We start from the raw sequence: 18,866 nt of genomic DNA on the forward strand, positions 1-18,866 counted from the left end.
GAATGGCTGTTCAGCCTTTGGTCGGCCTGGTGATGGGCTCGGACTCGGACTGGCCGACGATGGAGGCCGCCGCCCTCGCCCTGGAGGAGTTCGGCGTGCCGTACGAGGCCGACGTGGTGTCGGCGCACCGGATGCCGCAGGAGATGATCAGCTACGGCGCGGCCGCGCACGAGCGTGGCCTGCGGGTGATCATCGCCGGGGCCGGCGGCGCCGCCCACCTGCCGGGCATGCTGGCCAGCGTGACGCCGCTGCCGGTGATCGGCGTGCCGGTGCCGCTGAAGTACCTCGACGGCATGGACTCGCTGATGTCGATCGTGCAGATGCCGGCCGGGATCCCGGTGGCCACCGTCTCGATCGCGGGCGCGCGCAACGCCGGCCTGCTCGCCGTGCGGGTGCTGGCCGCCGGTGAGGGCGAGTTCGCCGCCGGGCTGCGCTCGGCGCTGGTCGACTTCTCGGTGAGCCTGCGCGACGCGGCCCACGCCAAGGGCGAGAAGCTGCGGTCCAGAACCAGGGACGACGCACAGACCGGCCACGCCGCCACGCCGTCGAGCCGTCCGGCCACCGGATTCAGCGCGGGGTGAGAGCGGGGTCGGGTACCGCTGCCACCGCCTCGATCTTGACCAGCTGATCGTCGTACCCCAGCACGGTCACCCCGGGCAGGGTGCTCGGGTGATCGTGCGGGGCCAGACGTCACGCACCACGTTCCAGGCCGTCACCAGCTCGGCCCGGGACGTGGTGGCCACGAGGACCCGGGTACTGATCAGGTCGGGAACCGAGGCGCCGGCGTCGGCGAGCGCGATGCGCAGATTGTGCGCGCACCGCGCCGCCTGGGCCGCGATGTCGCCCGGGCCGACCGTGGAGCCGTCGTCGGCCAGCGGGCAGGCGCCGGCCAGGAAGATCAACCGGGTCCGGCGGGAGCCGTTGCCGCGTAAGCGTATTCGGCCACGTCGGAGAGCATCGCGGACCGGATCAGACGCACCGCCGGGGGCCGGGTCATGAGTCCTTCTGTGCGTCCGCCAGGGTCTGGAGGGCCGAGGTGTCGTCGTTCTTCAGCGCGTCGAACATCTGGAGGGCCTTCTCGCTGTCCCACTTCACCGCGGACATGCCGTTGACCCGGTAGTCGGCGTTGCCGATCGGCACGGTCATCGAGATGCCGTTGCTGCCCGACACCGCCTTCATCGCCAGCACGAACTTGGTCAGGGCCATCGGGCCGGTGGACTCGTCGACGGTGAGCGCGCCGCCGCCCGCCTTGGCCGCCGGGATGGCCCGCCAGGGCTGGATCAGGGTGGCGGGGGAGAGGGTCTTCTTGGCGATGGCGGCCAGCGTCTCGCGCTGCCGTTCCACCCGGCCGAGGTCACCCTTCGGGTCGCTGTAGCGGGCGCGGGCATAGCCGAGGGCGGTCTTGCCGTCCATCTGCTGACAACCCTTCTTCAGGTTGATGTGCGCCTTGCTGTCTTTCATGTTGCGCTTGGGACACAGCTCCACGCCGCCGATCGCGTTGACGATGTCGGCGAAGCCGCCCAGGCCGGTCTCCACGTAATCGTCGATCTTGACCCCGCCGACGTTCTCCAGGGTCTGGATCAGCAGTGACGCGCCGCCGTAGGAGTAGGCCGCGTTGATCTTGTTGCTGCCGTGGCCCGGGATCGGCACGTAGGAGTCACGCGGCACGCTGATCAGCACGGTCGGGCCGTCGCCGTCGGGCACGTGCAGCAGCATGATCGTGTCGGTGCGCTGGCCGGCGACCGAGCCGGTGCCGAGGTCCTTCTTCTCCTCGTCGCTCAGGTCGCTGCGGGCGTCGCTGCCGACCACCAGGTAGGTGCGGCCCGGGGTGTCTTCGAGCTCGGAGTTCTCGTGGGCCGGGCCGACCGCGTCCACCCGGTTCAGGCTGGTCCACGCGGTGAACCCGAGGATGATCGGATAGGCGATGAGCAGGCCGACCACGATCAGCGCGATCCACTTCGGCCGCAGGCGCAGCCCCCGGCGCGGGCCGGAGAAGGCCGACGGTGGACGCCCCGGGCCGCCCGGGCCATCGGGCCCGTCCGGTCCCCGGCCCCCGGGCCCGCGACCGCCGGCCCCGCCACTTCCCTGGCCCTGCGCGCCACGCCCGCCGGGCCCGTAACCACCCGCTCCGGAACCGGATTGGCCGCCACGCCCGTACTGGTCACCCTGCCCGTACTGGTCGCCGGACCCGTACTGACCGGCCGCGCCGTACTGCCCACCGCGCCCGTACTGGTCGTCGCCGTACCGGTTGTCGCCGTACTGGCCGGAGCCGTACCGGTCGGAGTCGTGCCGGTCGACCCGCTGCCCGTACCCGGCGTGCGGGTCCTCGCCGCCGTGCTGGCGGTACATGTCGCCGACCTCGTCGGCCTCCTGGTCGTACGGCTGCTGGTCACGCTGGGGCCGGCGACGCGGCCGCCCGGCCGCCTCGTCGGGCGTCCAGAAGCGGGGTTCGTCGTTGTCGCTCATGCCACCCCCAGCCGCGGGGCCTCGATCGCCGGGCAGGTGTTCATCACGACCGCGAGCCCGGCCGTGGCGGCCCGTGCCGCCGCGGCCTCGTCGATCACGCCGAGCTGGAGCCAGACCGCCTTGGCGCCCACCGCGATCGCCTGGTCCACCACGTCGCCGGCGCCCTCGCTGTTGACGAACACGTCGACCACGTCGATCGGGCCCTCGGCCGCCACCGCCTCGGCCAGGGTGGCGTAGCCCCTGGCCCCGTGCACCGTGTCGGCCTTGGGGTGCACCGGGACGATCCGCATGCCCAGGTTCTGCACGTACCGCGCCACGCTGTGCGCGGGACGGGTGCGGTTGTCGGACAGCCCGACCACGGCCCATCTGGTGGGCGTGGTGAGCAGCCGCTGCATCACCCCGGGGTCATTGCGGTGTGCCCTTGAAGCGGTCTCCATGGGCACAGTCTGCCCTGAGACACCGACAATTCGCCTCATGCCCGGATGGCCTCCCGGGGAACTGTGATCAAGCCGGACGCTGCGTCAAAGTCCGGTCACAGAAAGGCACCTGGGGTGCGGGGCTGCACCCCAGGTGCCCTCCAGGTACTTGCCGGAACCGGCCGGTGCGAACCGGTCAGCGGGCGACCGACTGCCACGCCGTCCAGGCGGAGGCGACCATGTCTTCCAGGCTGTGCCGGGTGGCCCAGTCCAGGTCGCGCTGGGCCAGCTGGCCGTCGGCCACGATCCGCGCCGGGTCGCCGGGGCGCCGGTCCACGATCTTCGGCTCGAAGGCGATGCCGGTGACCTTGGCGACCGCGGTCATGATCTCCAGCACCGAGGCGCCGTCACCGCTGCCCAGGTTGTAGACCCGCTCGATCGGCTGCCCGGCCTCCATCCGCGCGGCGGCCGCGACGTGCGCCAGGGCGATGTCCTGCACGTGCACGTAGTCCCGCACGCAGGAGCCGTCGGGGGTGTCGTAGTCGTTGCCCCGGACCTGCGGAATGCCGCCCTCGGTGAGGGTTTTCAGCACCACCGGGAACAGGTTGTGCGGGCTCACGTCGTAGATGTCGGGGTGGCCGGAGCCGACCACGTTGAAGTAGCGCAGCGAGGTGTGGGTCAGGCCGGACACCCGGCCGACGTTGCGCAGCAGCCACTCGCCGATGAGTTTGCTCTCACCGTAAGGGGATTCGGGGGTGGTGGCGGTGCTCTCGGTGACCAGCTCGACGTCCGGCGTGCCGTAGACGCCCGCGCTGGAGGAGAACACGATGTTCTCGACGCCGACCTCGGCCATCACCTCGAGCAGGTGCTGGGTGCCCTGCACGTTCTGGGTGTAGGTGTGCAGCGGGCGCTTCACCGACTCACCGGCGTACTTGAACCCGGCGCAGTGGATCACGCCGGTGATCGGAGAGCCGTCGGGCTCGGTCAGGGCCGCGCGCAGCGCGTCGGCGTCGAGGATCGAGCCTTCGTGGAAGCGCGTACCGGAACCGACGAAATCCCGCACACCCGTCGACAGATCGTCCAGGACGGCGACGGACCGCCCGGACTCCTCGAGGCAGCGGGCGATGTGCGCGCCGATGTACCCGGCGCCACCGGTCACAAGCCATGTCATATCGGCAACCCTACCCACCGCCCCTGAACGGGGAGATCGCGCCCGCTGTCAGAAAGCTGGGCAATCACTCCCGGGTCACGGGCGGGGCAGTTCCAGAACCACCCGGACGCCACAGTGGTCACCCACCGGCAGGCCCTCGTCCGTCTCTCCCGACACCCGCGAACCCGGTGGCAGCCCGATCGCCAGCACGTGGTCGAGCTGCACCCCGGGCCGCCGGGCCGGGAAGGTCGGCCGGCTCACCAGGGGCGTCCAGCCGGTCGAGCGGCGCACCGGCAGCAGGGGCAGGTTCAGGTCGCCGAGCACCAGCACCGGCCGGGGCACACCGAGTCCCTCCAGCCAGCGCCGCACCTGGCGCAGCTGCCGCAGGTTGACACCGGGGACGAAGGACAGGTGGGTGCAGACCACCGTCACGCCGCGGTCCAGCACGGCGGCCAGCGCCACCCGCGGCTCGTCCCGCAGCCAGATCAGCCGTGGCGGCCGGCCGGGCGACACCAGCGGATAACGGCCGCCGGCCGGGGGCAGGCGCAGCCTGTGCCACTCCAGCACCGGCACCCGGGAGACCAGCCCGATCCCGTAGGCGGGCCCGACCGAGGAGGTGCCGGTGGCCGGGGTCCAGCCCGGCTCGCCCGGTGTGCCCAGCACCGTCGGCTCGAACCGCTTCCAGCCCGCGCCCAGCGCCTGGGCGGCCACCGACGTCTGGTCGGTGCCGCCCGAGCGCGGCTGGTCGCGGTCCACCTCCTGGATGCCCAGCACGTCGGCGTCCAGCCGGCCGACCGCCTCGGCCAGCGCCTCCGGACCGGCGGGCAGTCCACGAGAGGTGCGGCCGGAGAACAGGTTCAGCGAGGCGACACGCAGGCGGGCGCTCTCGTCGTGCATGCGCGGGAAGAATTCACCAGGGCTCGTCACCGACTCCGGCCTCCAGGTCAGCGAGCATCTGCACGGCGTCGTCGATGATCGCCGAGTCGTCCGTGTGCACCCCGTGCAGCAGCCAGCGGGCGATCGCGAACTCGCCGGACAGCCGGGCGCGGCGCCGCAGGTCCACGTCCACCGGCTCGCTGCGGGCCGCGGTGTAGGCGGTGAACACCGGGCCCATCGCGGTCTCGGTCGCCCCGATCGACACCCAGGCCAGGTCGTCGGCGGGATCGGCGACCCGGGTCTCGGACCACTCCATCACCCCGGTCACCTCCTCGCCCTCGGCCAGCACGTTGTCGCCGGCCAGGTCGCCGTGCACGACGCAGGGGATGAACCGCCAGGCGCCGACCTCCTCGACCGCGTGCTCCCAGCGGGTCAGCAGGCGCACCGGGGTGAGACCGGTGGCCGCCACCCGGTCCAGCTCGGCCAGGCGGCGGAACCGGTACTCCTCGGCCGTGTACACCGGCAGCCCGGCCTCTTCGACCAGGCGGGTGGGCAGATTATGGATGGCCGCGATGGCCTGGCCGTACGCGGTGGCGAGGGTGGGGCGGTGGAGCAGCTCGAGCGGCCGGATCGGCCGGCCCGGCAGCTTGCGGTGCACCAGCGCGCGGCCACCGGAACGCAACGGCGCCACGCCCTCCGCCTCGGGCATCCCGAACGGCAGCCACGAGCGCAGCTGGCCGATCAGCTGGGACTCCGCGTCGAGCCGCATGCTGGCCACGTTGTTGCGCGGGGCCCGCACCACCCAGTGCCGGCTCAGGTTGTCTTCGATCAGGGCGGTATCGATGTCGTCGGCGGTGGCGTCGAGCAGCTGCGTGCGCATCGGTTCCAGGCCGCTGACGGCCGCGGAGGCCAGCGCGGCCAGGGAGAGAGGTGATCGGGCGGGCACCGATCCACCGTAACCGGAGATGCCGGTTAGGGTGCGGCTATGCCATTGGAGCGTCTCGCCCTGTCCCGTTCGACGCTCGACCGGACGGCCGAGCGTCGCTCCGACCCGCAGCTGGTCGCCACCCTTCTCGCCGACCCCCGCACCCGGGTCGCGCTGATCCACGAGGGCGAGACCGCGATCACCGCCGCCCCCACCCTGCACCTGTGGACCGCCGACGCCCTGGTCGGGCTGAAAGACGATGCGCTGCGGTTCTTTCTGGGCACGGACGACGAGGGCCGGGGCTACCTGGCGCTGTCCGTCGCCGAGCGCCCGACCGTGCCCGAGGGGGTGCGCTGGGCGCCGCTGCGCGAGGTCGGCGCCCTGCTCGACGACGCCGGTGCGGGCATCTTCACCACCGCCGTGGCGCTGATCGCCTGGCACGCCTTCCACACCCACTGCGCCAACTGCGGCGAGGGCACCGACGTGGTGCAGGCCGGCTGGGTGCGGCTGTGCCCGAACTGTGGGCGCGAGCACTACCCGCGCACCGACCCGGCGGTGATCATGACCGTGGTCGACGCGGACGACCGGGTGCTGCTCGGACGGCAGGCGTCCTGGCCGGAACACCGCTACTCGACGCTGGCCGGGTTCGTCGAGCCGGGTGAGTCGCTGGAGGACGCGGTGCGCCGCGAGGTGCTCGAGGAGTCCGGCGTGCTGGTGGGTGAGGTGCAGTACCGGGGCAGTCAGCCCTGGCCCTTCCCGTCGTCCCTGATGGTGGGCTTCCGCGGCGAGGCGCTGTCGTCGCAGGTGCGGGTGGACGGCGTGGAACTGGCCGAGGCGCGCTGGTGGAGCCGGGAGGAACTCCAGGCCGACATCAAGGCCGGCCGGCTCATCCTCCCGCCCGCGGTCTCGATCGCCCGGCGGCTGATCGAGGACTGGTTCGGCGCCCCGATCCCCGACGACACGTCGGCCTGGTAGAGCGCTCAAGGGCGAACAAATGGTGGACGACGCTCAGGCCGGCCGGATCGCCGGCCGGTCCGGGTGGTCGAAGCGGACCACCAGATCGGCATGCTTCACCGGGTCCGCCTCGGCCAGGTAACGCTGCCAGGCGCCACTCACCCGGGCGGTCTCGTCCGCCGGAAGCCGTCGTCCCAGGGCACTGGCCGACACGTCCAGGTGAACGATCAGGTCGAACCCGTCCCGGATGTCGTCGCGGGTCAGGAACCGGCCGTCGACGACGGCCACGGTGCCGGGCGGCGCGGGCTGCGGGGTCGCGCGCACCGAGCGGTCGGTGTGCGGGTCGCGCAGCCGGGGCAGCCAGGTGTGGCGCCCGCCGGGCAGCAGCGGGTCGAGCACCTCGCGGCGCAGGGCCGAAAAGTCGTACCAGAGGTCGTACATCGAGTCCGGGTCGTCGTGGCCGTACTCCAGCCGCACCGAGCGCCCACGCAGGAAGTCGCCGGCGCTCACCCGGGCCACCGGCACGGCCCGGGCGGCCAGCACCCCGGCGACCGTGTCGGCCAGCCCGGAGGTGTCGGCCTCGACCGGGCCGTCCAGGGCCAGACGCCGGCGATCGCCCGGCAGCCGGTCCAGCTGCCGGGCGATCTGCTCGGCGAGATCGTCGGGACTCAGCGTCAGGCCGGCGTGCCGATGCGGGACTTCACCTCGGCCAGCGACGGGTTGGTGGCCGCCGAGCCGTCCGGGAAGACCACCGTGGGAACGGTCTGGTTGCCGTTGTTCACCGACATCACGTAGTCCGCGGCGTCCGGCACCTCTTCGATGTTGACCTCGGTGTAGCCGATGCCCTCACGCTGAAGCTGGCTCTTGAGCCGCTTGCAGTAACCGCACCAGGTGGTGCTGAACATGGTGATCGTGCCGGGAGCCGGGGCGTCCATCGAAGCCATCCTTCGCGTCGAACAGGTCGGACTGAACTCGTCGAGCGTTCAACATCCCGCCGACGGGCTGTGTTCCCGGCCTGTCAGGATGTCGTGATCGACCGGGGTGGCGACCGGCAGTTCGGCCTGGCGTTCGGCGAACCGGTCGGGATCGGCTGACCCGGCCGGGCCCGGGCTCGTCCGGCGGTGCGAGAGAATGTCCCGATGACCATCCCCGCGCGCGGCGCCGACGGCATGCTCGAGGGGCTGGACCCGGAGCAGCGTGAGGTCGCCCTGGCCGTGCGCGGCCCGGTGTGCGTGCTGGCCGGGGCCGGCACCGGCAAGACCCGCGCCATCACCCACCGCATCGCCTACGGCGTGCACTCCGGCATCTACGTGCCGCAGCAGGTCCTCGCCGTCACCTTCACCGCCCGGGCGGCCGGTGAGATGCGCACCCGGCTGCGGCAGCTCGGGGTCGGCGGGGTCCAGGCCCGCACCTTCCACGCCGCCGCGCTGCGCCAGCTCGGCTACTTCTATCCCCGGGTGATCGGCGGCCGCCCGCCCGAGCTGCTGGAGCACAAGGCCCGCATGGTCGCCGACGCCGCGGCCCGGCTGCGGCTCACCGTCGACCGCGCCGCCGTGCGCGACCTGGCCGCCGAGATCGAGTGGTCCAAGGTGTCGCTGCTCACCCCCGAGAGCTACGTGCGCGCCGCCCGCACGGCCGGGCGCGGTGAGCCGGGCGGCTTCCCGGTCGAGACCGTGTCCCGGCTGATCGGCGTCTACGAGGAGACCAAGACCGACCGCGGCATGATCGACTTCGAGGACGTCCTGCTGCTGATGGCGGGCATCATCGAGACCCAGCCGCAGGTGGCCAACGAGGTGCGCGGCCAGTACCGGCACTTCGTGGTGGACGAGTACCAGGACGTCTCCGCGCTCCAGCAGCGTCTTCTCGACCAGTGGCTGGGCGACCGCAAGGAGGTGTGCGTGGTCGGCGACCCCAGCCAGACCATCTACTCGTTCACCGGAGCCAGCGCCGACCACCTGCTGCGCTTCCCGCAGAACTACCCGGACGCCCAGGTGGTCCGCCTGGTGCGCGACTACCGCTCCACGCCGCAGATCGTCTCGCTGGCCAACCGGCTGCTCGCCCGCCGGGTGAAGACCGCCGGGCCCGCCCCGCTGGAGCTGCGCTCGCAGCGGGAGTCCGGCCCGGCCCCCCGGCTGACCTCGCACGACGACGACGCCGCCGAGGCGGCCGCGGTGGCCAAGCAGGTGTCAGGACTGCTCGACGACGGCGTGAGAGCGCGCGAGATCGCCGTGCTCTTCCGCACCAACTCGCAGTCGGAGCAGGTGGAACAGGCCCTGGCCGACGCCGGGCTGCCCTACCAGTTGCGGGGCGGGGAGCGGTTCTTCGCCCGCAAGGAGGTGCGCGAGGCGGTCATGCTGATCCGCGGCGCGGCCCGCGGCGGGCTGGGCGACGGCACGCTCGGCGAGGCCACCCGCGACGTCCTCTCACACTGCGGCTGGACCCCCCAGGCGCCGTCCGGCGTGCAGGCCGGCGGGGTGCGCGAGCGCTGGGAGTCGCTCCAGGCCCTGGCCGCGCTCGCCGACGACCTGGCCGCGACCCGTCCGGACGCCACCCTGGCCGACCTGGTGGCCGAGCTGGACGAGCGGGCCGCGGCCCAGCACGCCCCCTCGGTCGAGGGCGTCACCCTGGCCTCGCTGCACGCGGCGAAGGGCCTGGAGTGGGACGCCGTGTTCCTGGTCGGCCTGTCCGAAGGGCTGATGCCGATCTCGTTCGCCGAGGGCTGGGACGCGATCGAGGAGGAACGCCGGCTGTTCTACGTCGGCATCACCCGGGCCCGAGAGCACCTGCACCTGTCCTGGTCGCGCGCCCGCACCGGGGGCCGGGGCGGCCGTAATCCGTCGCGTTTCCTGGAGGGCATCTTCCCGGACGCGGGGGAGCGCGACATCAAGGTGCGGGAGCCGTCCCGCAAGACCGCCGCGCACCGCCCGCCCCCGGCTCTGTGCAAGATCTGCGGCCGGGCCCTGACCAGTGCCGTCGAGCGGAAGGTGGGCCGCTGCTCGGCCTGCCCGGCCGGCTACGACGAGCAGACGCTGCAACGGCTGCGGGACTGGCGGGCCGCCGCCGCCGAGGCGGCCCGGATGCCTGCCTACGTGATCTTCACCGACGCCACGCTGATGGCGATCGCCGAGGCGGCTCCCGCCGAGCCCGGCGAGCTCGCGGCGGTGCCCGGCGTGGGAGTGACCAAGCAGCGGCGATGGGGCGACGACGTGCTCGCGGTGCTGTCCGGTACGCCCTGGGAGACGCCGTAATACAACTGTCCCGCCGGTCGTGATCGTGGATGTCCGGGTACAGCGCCTATCGTGGTTACCGGCCCGTGGTTCGGTATGGTCGTATTTCGGAGGATTTCTCGGTGGTCAGCGCCAGGACGCTGTTCGAGCGTGCCGTGAAGACGCACCTCGACGCGCAGGGACTGCTCGACGCCGTGCGCGATCGGCTGGACCGGCTGGAGGCCGAGTCCACCCACAGCGCCGAGTCCGCCCAGCAGCAGATCGCCCTGGCCGCCCGGCTGGAACGGGCCGCGGCCGAGGCCGCCCCGCAGTGGCTGGGAGCGCCCTGGCAGGTGGTGGCGCAGGAACGGTTCCCGCTGGAGCACTCGGCCCGGCCCGGTGAGCCGGCCCTGATCCGGGTGGCCGACGCCCAGCCGCTGCCCGGGGTGGGGTTCCCGGTGATCGTGCCGTTCACCGGCATCGGTCACATCGCGCTCGACCTCGACGCCCGCGACCCGGTGGTCGCCGGTCTGCTGCGCAGCATCATCACCCGGCTGGTGGCCGCGTTCCCGGCCGGGCAGCTGCGCATCCTGGCGGTCGACGGCGGTGCGCTGGGTGCCCCGCTGGCCCCGTTCCACGCCCTGGTCCCGGCCGGGGTGATGAACGAGCCGGTGAGTGAGCTGGACGAGTTCCGCGAGCTGCTGACCGAGGCCGAGGAGCAGGTCAAGCAGGTGCAGGCCGGGCTGAACCCGAACCCGGACGTGATCGTCATCGTGACCGCGGCCCTGCCCCCGAACTGCACCCGCAGCGACTACGCCCGGCTGGCCGCCCTGGCCCACGCCGGCCCGGCCGCCCGGGTGCACCTGCTGCTGGCCGGGTACGCCTCCCGGTCCCGTTCCACCTGGACCCAGCTGCCGCCGCTGGAACGCACCACGATGATCACGACCGATCCGTCGTCCCGTGGTCATTTCCGCATCGGCGACCCGCCGGAGGAGAGCTTCGGGGGAGGCCTGAACGCCCCCGTCACCCTCGACCCGGCGCCGCCGCCCGGGCTGATCGACGAGCTCTGCCGCCGGGTGGCGGCCAAGGCCGAGTCGGACGGCAAGCTGGTGTTCGACGATCTGGTGCCGAAGGAGCTCTGGACGCAGTCGTCGGTGGGCGGGCTGACCACGCTGATCGGCCGGGTGGGCCGGGGCGACGCGGTGGTCTCGCTCGACGACGCCACGCCGCACTGGCTGGTCGCCGGGCGCACCGGCGCCGGCAAGACGGTGTTCCTGCTCGACATCCTGTACGGCCTGGCCGCCCGCTACTCACCCGACGAACTGGCGCTCTACCTGCTCGATTTCAAAGAGGGAGTGTCGTTCTCGGAGTTCATCCCGACCGAGGTCGACCCGACCTGGGTGCCGCACGCCCGCACCGTCGGCGTCGAGTCCGACCGGGAGTACGGGCTGGCCGTGCTCACCGAGCTGGTGCGCGAGATGGGCCGCCGGGCTGCCGCGATGAAGAAGGCGGGCGTCACCAACCTGGCCCAGCTGCGCAGCTCACGGCCCGACGTCGCGCTGCCGCGCATCCTCACCGTCATCGACGAGTTCCACGTGCTGCTCAAGGGCAACGACGACACCGCCAAGCGGGCCGTCGGGCTGCTCGAGGAGGTGGCTCGCAAGGGCCGCTCCTACGGCATCCACCTGATCATGGCCAGCCAGTCGATCTCCGGCATCGAGGCGCTGTTCACCAAGGGCTCGTCGGTGTTCGCGCAGTTCGCCATGCGGGTGGCGCTGTCCGGCGGCGGCAACATCCTGGACACCCTGAACGACGCCGCCACCGCCCTGCCGATCGGCCAGGTGGTGCTGAACAACCAGGCCGGCACCGCCAGCGCCAACCGGCGGGCCCGGTTCCCCGACGCCGACGCGCCCAGCCTGCACGCCCTGCGTCACCGGATGTGGGAGATGCGCACGCCCGGCTCGCCGCCGCCCGCCGTCTTCATCGGGTACGCCGAGTACTCGGTGGACGACGCGCCGCCCCCTCCGCGCCGCAGCCTGGGCCGTCGGCGGCGGGTCGCGCTGGTCGGGCGGCAGGTCGACGTGGGGCTGTCGTCCGCGGCCTTCCCGCTGGACTCCTCGCCCGGTCGGCACCTCGGCGTGATCGGCACCTCGCTGGTCGGCGCCGACGTGCTCTCGTCGGCCGCGATCAGCCTGGCCCGGCAGCACGACCCGGGCACGGCCACCTTCCATCTGGTCAGCCTGATCGGCCCGACCGAGGACGAGGTGGAGGGCCTGGAGGCGCGGTTGCAGCGCAACGGGCACGAGGCCACGGTGCTGCGGCTGCCCGAGTACCGCAACCTGCTGCACCACTTCGCCGATCACCCGCCCACCGACCGCGACTTCGCCAACTACATCCTGGTCTACGGCGCCGACGCGGCCACCTCCACGCTGAAGCAGAAGGAGGCCGGCCGCTCCCGCACCGGCCTCGACGAGTTCCGCACCCTGCTGCGTGAGGGCCCGGCCGGGGGCGTGCACGTGTTCGGCTGGTGGCGGGGCGCCCGGCGGCTGTCCGACGACCTGGGCATCCAGGGCAAGGACGACGTGGCCGGCATCGTCGCGCTCAACGTGAAGGGCAACGAGGTGGGTCAGCTGATCGGTCGCTCGCACGTGCAGTGGCAGCCACGGCACAACCGGGCCCTGCTGATCGACCGTCACGAAGACCGGGAAGAACTGATCGTGCCGTTCGTCTCGCCCGGGCGTTACAGCGAGGAGTTCGCCTGATGTCCGAGCAGGGCTGGGCCGAGTACGCCGAGTACGCCCGCCGTCTCGACGAGGTGCGGGCGCAGGAGACCGCCCGCACCGCCGGGATCCGGGAGGGCGTCGCGGAGATGTCCGACCACGCCGACGAGCTGGTGGCCAGGCTGGAGCGTCAGCGGCTGCACATGACGGCCTTCGCCCAGAAGGTGAGGTTCCGGCCCCCGTCCGGCGCCGGCACGCCGCAGGAGGGCCATGTCGAGCCGCAGACCGACCTCAGCCGGGTGGCTGAGCTGATCGACATCGCCGACCGGGAGGGGGGCGAGGCCCACAACCGGGCGATCCGGCCCAACCTGATGCCCGGGGCCGGGCCGCGACTGCGGGGCGTCGCGGTCTTCGGCGCCACCATGCTGGTGCTGATGGTCGTGCAGTGGATCGCCTTCGCCCGCACGAACAACAACCCCGACTTCATCATGATCGGCGTGATCCTGCCGCTGATCGGGTTCGTGGTGTCGCTGCTGGTGCTGAGGTTCGGCAACCAGGCCCGCGACCGGGACGTGCGCCCGGCCGAGATCCCCACCCGGATGGGCCTGCTCATGTGTTTCGGTGCGCTGCCGGTGCTCTGGGGAATCCTGGTCCTCGCCTCGCGCTGACGGCGGCCGTGTGCAGGTGAGCGATTGCTTACCGGGCAGTCGCCGGATCGCGCCGCGCAGCGCCCGGCGGCGCACTTTTAAAACTTTTTTCTGGATCCCAAAAACCTTGTGTCGCAAGTGAAATGGCCATCTTGATGGGCTGTTCAGGTGGGCGTCACGAGGTGATCGCCGTTAAATACGTTGTCCGCCGGGCTCGGGGGCGTCTACTCTCGATCTCGTTGCTCAAAGAGTGACAACAATCGCGCAGCGGCGGGTCTGAAGAAGACCGGCCCGAGTTGATAGGAGGTGGCGGAAACGTGAACACGATGACTTCTCGTCTGAGCACGGCCGTCACCGCCGCCTCGGGTATGCCGTTGAGTGCCGCCCGGTATCGCTCGGGTGCCATGGGTCTCGCTTCCGTGGGCGCAGTGTGCCCGCAGGTCGCCTCCCTGGCTCTGAGCTCGCCCTGGGCCGGTGCCGAAGGCGGCTTCGCCGGCATCGAGGCAGGTCACACGACCGCCGTGCGCCAGAACTCCGATTTCTTCAAGCCCCGTTACGGGTCTCAGGCCAGCGATGGCACCGGATAGGCATCAGCCGCTTCCGGCCTCGCGAAAAGCCGTGGACCCCGATTCGGGTCCACGGCTTTTTCGTTGTCTGACAAGGGTTTCCGGTTCCGCAATGAGAAAACTGTCCGATCCCGATCCAGCGAGAGATGAAACAGCTCCCGGTCAGTACCGGGGGAACAACCCGAGGGGGATGAAACCCGTGCAGCTCACCGCCTTGCTCGACGCCTTGGTGGAAGAGATCGATGAGACCTCCACCGAGATGCCATGCCGGGTGTTCGACGCGGAGCTCTGGTTCGCAGAGTCTCCGACGGATGTGGAGCACGCGAAGGCACTCTGCCAGGACTGCCCCGTGCGTCAGGAATGCCTGGCCGGGGCACTGGAGCGGAACGAACCGTGGGGCGTCTGGGGTGGCGAGCTCTTCGTCGCCGGCGTGATCGTCCCGCGCAAGCGGCCCCGGGGCCGGCCGCGGAAGTGCGTGGTGGCTGCCTGATCCGTCAGGCGGCCACCGCCGCTATCACGCGCCGTCCCCTCCGGAGCACCCGTCCATCGACGTCCGAAATCACCTATCAAGCCTTAAGTTTCGTCCCGAGGGGAAACGCCGTGCACGCCAACCTGTACAACTTCGAATTGATCAAGCTGCAACACGCCGAGGACCGGCGCCTGGCGAACGACGCCCAGTGGGTGGCCGTCGCCCGGCGCGCCCGCCGTCGCACCCGCCGTGCGCTGTGGACCAAGGTGACGCCGGGGCAGGCGCCCACCAGGCCCGCGATCGGCTGAAATTTTCTGTCCGAACACGTATCTGAGGCGCAACGCGGGGACTCTACCTGGCGTCTTGGACTCGACGGGGGCTGACCATCGGAGGGGGTGGTCAGCCCTCGTCGCACCATTTTGGGCGTCGTTGTCACGGGGGCTGGAGGGTGCTGTCCTGCTCCTGGCCGGCCCGGTGAGTCCGGTGAGTCCGGTGCGTTCGCCGCCGAAGCATGAGTGGCTGAAGACAGGGCGCGGCGGTGAGCGGGGACGGAGCTGGCGTCGTCCACAAGTTCTTGGTCGTGCGCGTGCCGTGACGACGGGGCGTCACCGACCGCGACGAACGGGCGTGCCGATTCGTGGGTACGCGAGCGAGGAGTGTGGGGACCCTTGGGGCCGCCGGGCTTTCGCGGAATCGGGCTCGGGCGCGGGTCGCGCGGCGCTGCCCGCCGACCGTCTCCCGGTAGTTCACGGGCGGGTCGCCGTCAGCACACGGCGGCGCCGGTGGGCGCCGTCGTCAGGTGCGCCGGAGCCGCTCCAACCGGTCGGCGGGAGCGGCGGTCTCTACCCGGCGGTGCGAGGGCCGTCTGTGTGAGGGTGGGGTGGGACGGCGATCGGCGTCAGTGGCGTCAGCGTCGGCTGCCGCGCACGTCCTGCCCGTCTTCGATCTCGAGAATGCGCTCACGGGCACAGCTTTCGCAGTCCCAAAGGGCGATGCTGTTGATCACTGACCAGACACCGACCACCCGGTAAAGACTTTCGGGGGCGGGCGCGAGGCAGGTGCGGCAGTGGGTGTGCGACCCGGACTGCGTGGGGATGGCAGCCAGGCCGGCAGGGCGGGGATCAGCGACACGGGTGTGGGAACTCAGTGAGCCACTCATGGCTTTCAGGGTACGCATTTCGCGTAACACGGGGATGACGGTTCACCGGTCCGGCCGATATCTGCACGACATCTGGATGGGGGTGCAGGGACGCCCGGGGTCACCCTTTCATCTCGTTATCCGGGACGCGCGTCTCAGTAAATGAGCAGAGCGAAAACCGGCGCGCCGGTGCCCGCTTCGCCGCCGTGCACGTTGCGTCATGACCGGCAGGTGTGTGACATCGCTGGTCGCAGCGCGTCCTCCTGGGTTCCGTCCGCCGTCCGGAAAGACGGGATCACGTCGCCTGGCCTCACTCTCGGTCAGCCGACGACCGTGACTGCCCTTGGGTGCATCGGAGGGCAGCGAATGCCGTCGGTGCTCGCCGAGCCTCTGCCGGGCGGTCGAGGTGCCCGGTTACAGGCTGATTATGTGGTGCGCATCACGGCAGTTTGAGTACATCGGATTGCCGATCCGAATCCGGAGAGTCGGCGGAGAGGAGGGTCGGGCGTAGGTGGGGTCAGCCCGGCTCGACGGCGGTGTCTTCGATGGCGTACGCGGACGGATCGAACTCCGGCAGCCACTCGGCCAGGACCTCGGGCACCGGCACGTCACCGTCGATCTGGCAGAGCACCGCGATGCCCCCCAGCCAGACCCGGTGGATCAGCAGGTACTCGGGCGGCAGGTTGAGTTTGAGGCCCATCGTCCAGTCCGGGCGCCGCACGTCGTTGATGTAGGCGAACAGCGAGCGCATCCAGGCCCGCTCGAACCGCCAGGTGGTGTGCCGGATCGGCTCCAGGAACGGTTCCAGGTAGGTGAGCAGGGCGTCGCCGTCGATCTTGATCGACGACTTGATGAAGCCGAGCTCGCGCAGTCCCTCGACCACCGCCTCGGACTCCCCGGCCAGGGCCAGCGTGAGCAGCCGGCCCATCTCCGGAGGCATGCCCTGCGGCAGACGCTTGACGGCCCCGAAGTCGAGGATGCCGAAACGGCCGTCGTCGAGCAGGCGGTAGTTGCCGGGGTGCGGATCGGCGTGCAGCAGCCCGGCCCGGGCCGGGCCGGCCAGCAGGAACTCCATGTAGCGACGGGCGCCCAGGTCCCGTTCCTCCTGCGTGCCGGAGGCGATCAGGCGGGACAGCGGCACCCCGTCGAGCCATTCGCTGACGATCACGTGCTCGCTGCTGACCAGCACCTCGGGCACCGCGAAGACCGGATCGCCGCGGAACGCCCGGGCGAACCGGGCCTGCGTCTTGGCCTCCAGCGAGTAGTCCAGCTCCTCGACCATGCGGGCCTTCAGCTCGTCGAGGATCGGCTTCACGTCGAGGCCGGGGATCCAGCCCGCTGCCACCCGGCCCACCCGGGTGACCTGGTTCAGGTCGGAGATCAGCGCCGCCCCCGCCCCCGGGTACTGGATCTTGACCGCGCACGGCCGGCCGTCCCGCCAGACCGCCTTGTGCACCTGGCCGATGCTGGCCGCGGCCGAGGGTCTGTCGTCGAAACTCTGGAACTTGCTGGTGCGCCAGCGCGGCCCGAGCTGCTCGGCCAGCACCTGGTGCACGGTGGCCGCGGGCAGCGGGGGAGCCGAGTCCTGGAGCTTGGTCAGCGTGGCCCGGTACGGCCCGGCGACCTCCTCGGGGAGCGCGGCCTCGAAGATGCTCAGGGCCTGGCCGAACTTCATCGCCCCGCCCTTGAGCTCGCCGAGCACCCGGAACAGCTGCTCGGCGGTGCGGGCCTGCATTTCGGCGGCGACCGCCTCGGCGGACTTGCCGCCCAGCCGTTTGCCCACGCCCAGGGCGGTGCGCCCCGCAGCGGTCAGGGGCAGGGCCGCCAGCTTCGCCGTCCGGGTGACCGCGCGACGCGGCAGATCTGTCACCGTCACATTCTCCCTTCTCGTCCCCTCCTGCGCTCGCCCGCCTCGCCTGCGATGCCCTCAGTGACAGCCACAGGCCGGGTGCAGGGGCCAGCGGCGCCGGGCGATCAGGCCGTCGGGGAGCTCTACCTCCAGGGTGGCGCCGACCGCCGCCGGCACCGTGAGGCCGTCGAGCTGGGCGAGCACCTGGAGCGCCGCCAGTGCGGCGGCCAGCCCTGCGCTCGCTGACTCCTGCGGTGATCCGGACGCCGCGACCTGCTCCCGCAACTGCGCCAGGACGCCGGGCCAGGCCGGGTCGCGGTCCTGCCGGTGCAGGTCGAGGCAGTGCAGGCAGGCGCTGAGGCCCGGCCGGACCAGGGGGCCGACCACCACGCCGTCCTCGCCGATGACCACGGCCAGGTGCGGTACGTCGTCGCTGACCAGGGTGGCGCCGCGACGGGAGTCCGCGGCGCCGTGCTCGATCAGCACGACCAGGTCGGGGGTGGGGTGTGTGGGGTCGTCGTGGGGGTGTCGCGGGCGCGTCGTCGGGGACGTCGGTGGTCGCCGGGTGCGCGTCGGTGGCCGGGTGGGTGCGCGGTTGGTGGGTGTGGGACCGGGTGCCTGGTGACTGGATGCCTGGTGAACGGATGCCTGGTGGCCGGTTGAGCTACCGCGGGGCGGTGCCTCGGACCGGCCTCCTGCTCGGTGCACCACGTCCTGCCCGACCGCCTGCCGGAGCCGGCCCAGGTCGGGGAGGCCGGCACCGGCCGGGGCCAGGTCGGCGGCGGTGACCCGGCCGGAGTCGTGCAGCGCCACGCTGCCGACCCCGGCCGCGGCCAGGGTGGCGGCGAGCGTGGTGCCCAGACGCCCGGCGTCACGGACGACCACGTACCGCCCCGCCCGGGAGGCGATCAGCGGCCAGCCGTCGCCGCAGTGCGGGTGCACCACGGACCAGACGGTCGCATCCGGCGCCAGCCGATCGGCGCCATGACCGATGCGGCCGGGACCGGGAGTGTGCGCATCGGAGGCGATGAGCACGCCCGAGGCGTGCAGAAGGCGGACCAGGCTCTGGCTGCGACCGGGTGGGCCGTCGGTGCCGGAGCGACTCGCGACAGCGGGATCGACGCCCTGCCGGAGTGCTTCGACCAGGGGGAGGTCGTGGGGTGTGAGCCCGGTGACCACGGCGCCGTGACGCGGGGACAGGCCGACCTGGAGCGTGGTCCGATCGCGCCAGACCCGCCGGAGGCCGGGCTTGAGACGTAATTGCACGAGATCTCCCCCTTCGACCCTGGAAAGGGTGTCAGGTGGGACGAGGTCGTGGGTGGGGCTGTGGATAAACCCGGTGATGTGTATACCGCGATGAGGTGGCGGCCAGGACGCGTCACCGAGTCCTGGCGCCCGCCACCGCTGCACCGGACGCCGCCTGCGGCCGCCCCGCAAGCGTGCCCAGTGCTGTCGACGAGGGCCTCTCAAGCGCCCTGCGACTG

General features: G+C 71.8%; 18 protein-coding genes and 1 pseudogene. 8 read left to right on the forward strand and 11 right to left on the reverse strand.

Annotated elements, in window-relative coordinates:
* Positions 1-2: 2 nt before the first annotated feature.
* Complete coding sequence (purE, locus tag KIH74_RS03630) at positions 3-581, forward strand: 5-(carboxyamino)imidazole ribonucleotide mutase (RefSeq protein ID WP_214154259.1); 579 nt, start codon at positions 3-5, stop codon at positions 579-581.
* Here purE and KIH74_RS39125 read toward each other — a convergent pair.
* The 6 genes and pseudogenes from KIH74_RS39125 to KIH74_RS03660 all read right to left on the reverse strand — a co-directional run bounded on the left by KIH74_RS39125 (position 568) and on the right by KIH74_RS03660 (position 5,854).
* A pseudogene (locus tag KIH74_RS39125) lies at positions 568-997 on the reverse strand (RidA family protein). The gene purE and the pseudogene KIH74_RS39125 sit on opposite strands and share 14 nt — an antisense overlap.
* Positions 994-2,466, reverse strand: a complete 1,473-nt coding sequence (locus KIH74_RS03640; RefSeq protein ID WP_214154261.1) for an LCP family protein — start codon at positions 2,464-2,466, stop codon at positions 994-996. The pseudogene KIH74_RS39125 and the gene KIH74_RS03640 overlap by 4 nt, the downstream one beginning before the upstream one ends.
* Entirely contained in the window at positions 2,463-2,903 is a 441-nt protein-coding gene (locus tag KIH74_RS03645; protein WP_214154262.1) for a CoA-binding protein, read from the reverse strand. Before KIH74_RS03645 ends, KIH74_RS03640 begins: the two co-directional genes overlap by 4 nt.
* 175 nt (positions 2,904-3,078) lie before the next feature.
* The gene (gene galE / locus KIH74_RS03650; RefSeq protein ID WP_214154263.1) at positions 3,079-4,053 is read right to left on the reverse strand and encodes a UDP-glucose 4-epimerase GalE; all 975 of its coding nucleotides are present in this window, start codon (positions 4,051-4,053) and stop codon (positions 3,079-3,081) included.
* 75 nt (positions 4,054-4,128) lie between these two features.
* Positions 4,129-4,959, reverse strand: coding sequence for an endonuclease/exonuclease/phosphatase family protein (locus KIH74_RS03655; RefSeq protein WP_214154264.1), 831 nt, complete (start codon positions 4,957-4,959; stop codon positions 4,129-4,131).
* Entirely contained in the window at positions 4,943-5,854 is a 912-nt protein-coding gene (locus tag KIH74_RS03660) for a phosphotransferase (protein ID WP_214154265.1), read from the reverse strand. Before KIH74_RS03660 ends, KIH74_RS03655 begins: the two co-directional genes overlap by 17 nt.
* 39 nt (positions 5,855-5,893) lie before the next feature.
* Here KIH74_RS03660 and nudC point away from each other — a divergent pair, with 39 nt between their 5' ends.
* Entirely contained in the window at positions 5,894-6,808 is a 915-nt protein-coding gene (gene nudC, locus KIH74_RS03665) for an NAD(+) diphosphatase (protein ID WP_214154266.1), read from the forward strand.
* A gap of 33 nt (positions 6,809-6,841) precedes the next feature.
* Here nudC and KIH74_RS03670 read toward each other — a convergent pair whose 3' ends face one another.
* Positions 6,842-7,330 (reverse strand): nucleoside/nucleotide kinase family protein, encoded by a 489-nt coding sequence (locus KIH74_RS03670; RefSeq protein ID WP_214154267.1) that lies wholly within the window; start codon positions 7,328-7,330, stop codon positions 6,842-6,844.
* A gap of 131 nt (positions 7,331-7,461) precedes the next feature.
* Complete coding sequence (locus KIH74_RS03675) at positions 7,462-7,722, reverse strand: mycoredoxin (protein ID WP_214154268.1); 261 nt, start codon at positions 7,720-7,722, stop codon at positions 7,462-7,464.
* A 204-nt stretch (positions 7,723-7,926) separates the two neighbouring features.
* On the opposite strand from KIH74_RS03675, the gene KIH74_RS03680 reads away from it, so the two are divergent.
* The 6 genes from KIH74_RS03680 to KIH74_RS03705 all read left to right on the forward strand — a co-directional run bounded on the left by KIH74_RS03680 (position 7,927) and on the right by KIH74_RS03705 (position 14,703).
* Entirely contained in the window at positions 7,927-10,035 is a 2,109-nt protein-coding gene (locus tag KIH74_RS03680; protein WP_214154269.1) for a UvrD-helicase domain-containing protein, read from the forward strand.
* A gap of 101 nt (positions 10,036-10,136) precedes the next feature.
* Positions 10,137-12,755, forward strand: coding sequence for an FtsK/SpoIIIE domain-containing protein (locus KIH74_RS03685; protein WP_214154270.1), 2,619 nt, complete (start codon positions 10,137-10,139; stop codon positions 12,753-12,755).
* Positions 12,755-13,381 carry a hypothetical protein gene (locus KIH74_RS03690; protein WP_214154271.1) on the forward strand — a complete coding sequence of 209 codons (627 nt, stop codon included), beginning with the start codon at positions 12,755-12,757 and terminating at the stop codon, positions 13,379-13,381. The genes KIH74_RS03685 and KIH74_RS03690 overlap by 1 nt, the downstream gene beginning before the upstream one ends.
* Positions 13,382-13,677: 296 nt before the next feature.
* Positions 13,678-13,947: a hypothetical protein gene (locus tag KIH74_RS03695; protein WP_214154272.1), complete on the forward strand. Its 270-nt coding sequence runs from the start codon at positions 13,678-13,680 to the stop codon at positions 13,945-13,947.
* Positions 13,948-14,116: 169 nt separating this feature from the next.
* A complete protein-coding gene (locus KIH74_RS03700) occupies positions 14,117-14,416 on the forward strand; it encodes a WhiB family transcriptional regulator (RefSeq protein WP_214154273.1) in 300 nt (99 codons plus the stop codon).
* Positions 14,417-14,526: 110 nt separating this feature from the next.
* Positions 14,527-14,703, forward strand: a complete 177-nt coding sequence (locus KIH74_RS03705) for a hypothetical protein (RefSeq protein ID WP_214154274.1) — start codon at positions 14,527-14,529, stop codon at positions 14,701-14,703.
* Positions 14,704-15,302: 599 nt separating this feature from the next.
* Here KIH74_RS03705 and KIH74_RS03710 read toward each other — a convergent pair.
* The 3 genes from KIH74_RS03710 to KIH74_RS03720 form a co-directional block, all read right to left on the reverse strand.
* Entirely contained in the window at positions 15,303-15,554 is a 252-nt protein-coding gene (locus KIH74_RS03710) for a hypothetical protein (protein WP_214154275.1), read from the reverse strand.
* Positions 15,555-16,050: 496 nt separating this feature from the next.
* Positions 16,051-17,403, reverse strand: coding sequence for an ABC1 kinase family protein (locus tag KIH74_RS03715; protein ID WP_214154276.1), 1,353 nt, complete (start codon positions 17,401-17,403; stop codon positions 16,051-16,053).
* Positions 17,404-17,460: 57 nt separating this feature from the next.
* Positions 17,461-18,648, reverse strand: a complete 1,188-nt coding sequence (locus tag KIH74_RS03720) for a hypothetical protein (protein WP_214154277.1) — start codon at positions 18,646-18,648, stop codon at positions 17,461-17,463.
* Positions 18,649-18,866: the final 218 nt, after the last annotated feature.

It is taken from the genome of Kineosporia corallincola (assembly GCF_018499875.1).
GTDB lineage: Bacteria > Actinomycetota > Actinomycetes > Actinomycetales > Kineosporiaceae > Kineosporia > Kineosporia corallincola.

What these genes read in the sequence shown, in the direction of transcription:
- purE (WP_214154259.1), top strand. Translation starts at nt 3, where the DNA reads ATGGCTGTTCAGCCTTTGGTCGGCCTGGTGATGGGCTCGGACTCGGAC.
- KIH74_RS03640 (WP_214154261.1), bottom strand. Translation starts at nt 2,466, where the DNA reads ATGAGCGACAACGACGAACCCCGCTTCTGGACGCCCGACGAGGCGGCC.
- KIH74_RS03645 (WP_214154262.1), bottom strand. Translation starts at nt 2,903, where the DNA reads ATGGAGACCGCTTCAAGGGCACACCGCAATGACCCCGGGGTGATGCAG.
- galE (WP_214154263.1), bottom strand. Translation starts at nt 4,053, where the DNA reads ATGACATGGCTTGTGACCGGTGGCGCCGGGTACATCGGCGCGCACATC.
- nudC (WP_214154266.1), top strand. Translation starts at nt 5,894, where the DNA reads ATGCCATTGGAGCGTCTCGCCCTGTCCCGTTCGACGCTCGACCGGACG.
- KIH74_RS03675 (WP_214154268.1), bottom strand. Translation starts at nt 7,722, where the DNA reads ATGGACGCCCCGGCTCCCGGCACGATCACCATGTTCAGCACCACCTGG.
- KIH74_RS03680 (WP_214154269.1), top strand. Translation starts at nt 7,927, where the DNA reads ATGACCATCCCCGCGCGCGGCGCCGACGGCATGCTCGAGGGGCTGGAC.
- KIH74_RS03690 (WP_214154271.1), top strand. Translation starts at nt 12,755, where the DNA reads ATGTCCGAGCAGGGCTGGGCCGAGTACGCCGAGTACGCCCGCCGTCTC.
- KIH74_RS03700 (WP_214154273.1), top strand. Translation starts at nt 14,117, where the DNA reads ATGAAACCCGTGCAGCTCACCGCCTTGCTCGACGCCTTGGTGGAAGAG.
- KIH74_RS03710 (WP_214154275.1), bottom strand. Translation starts at nt 15,554, where the DNA reads ATGAGTGGCTCACTGAGTTCCCACACCCGTGTCGCTGATCCCCGCCCT.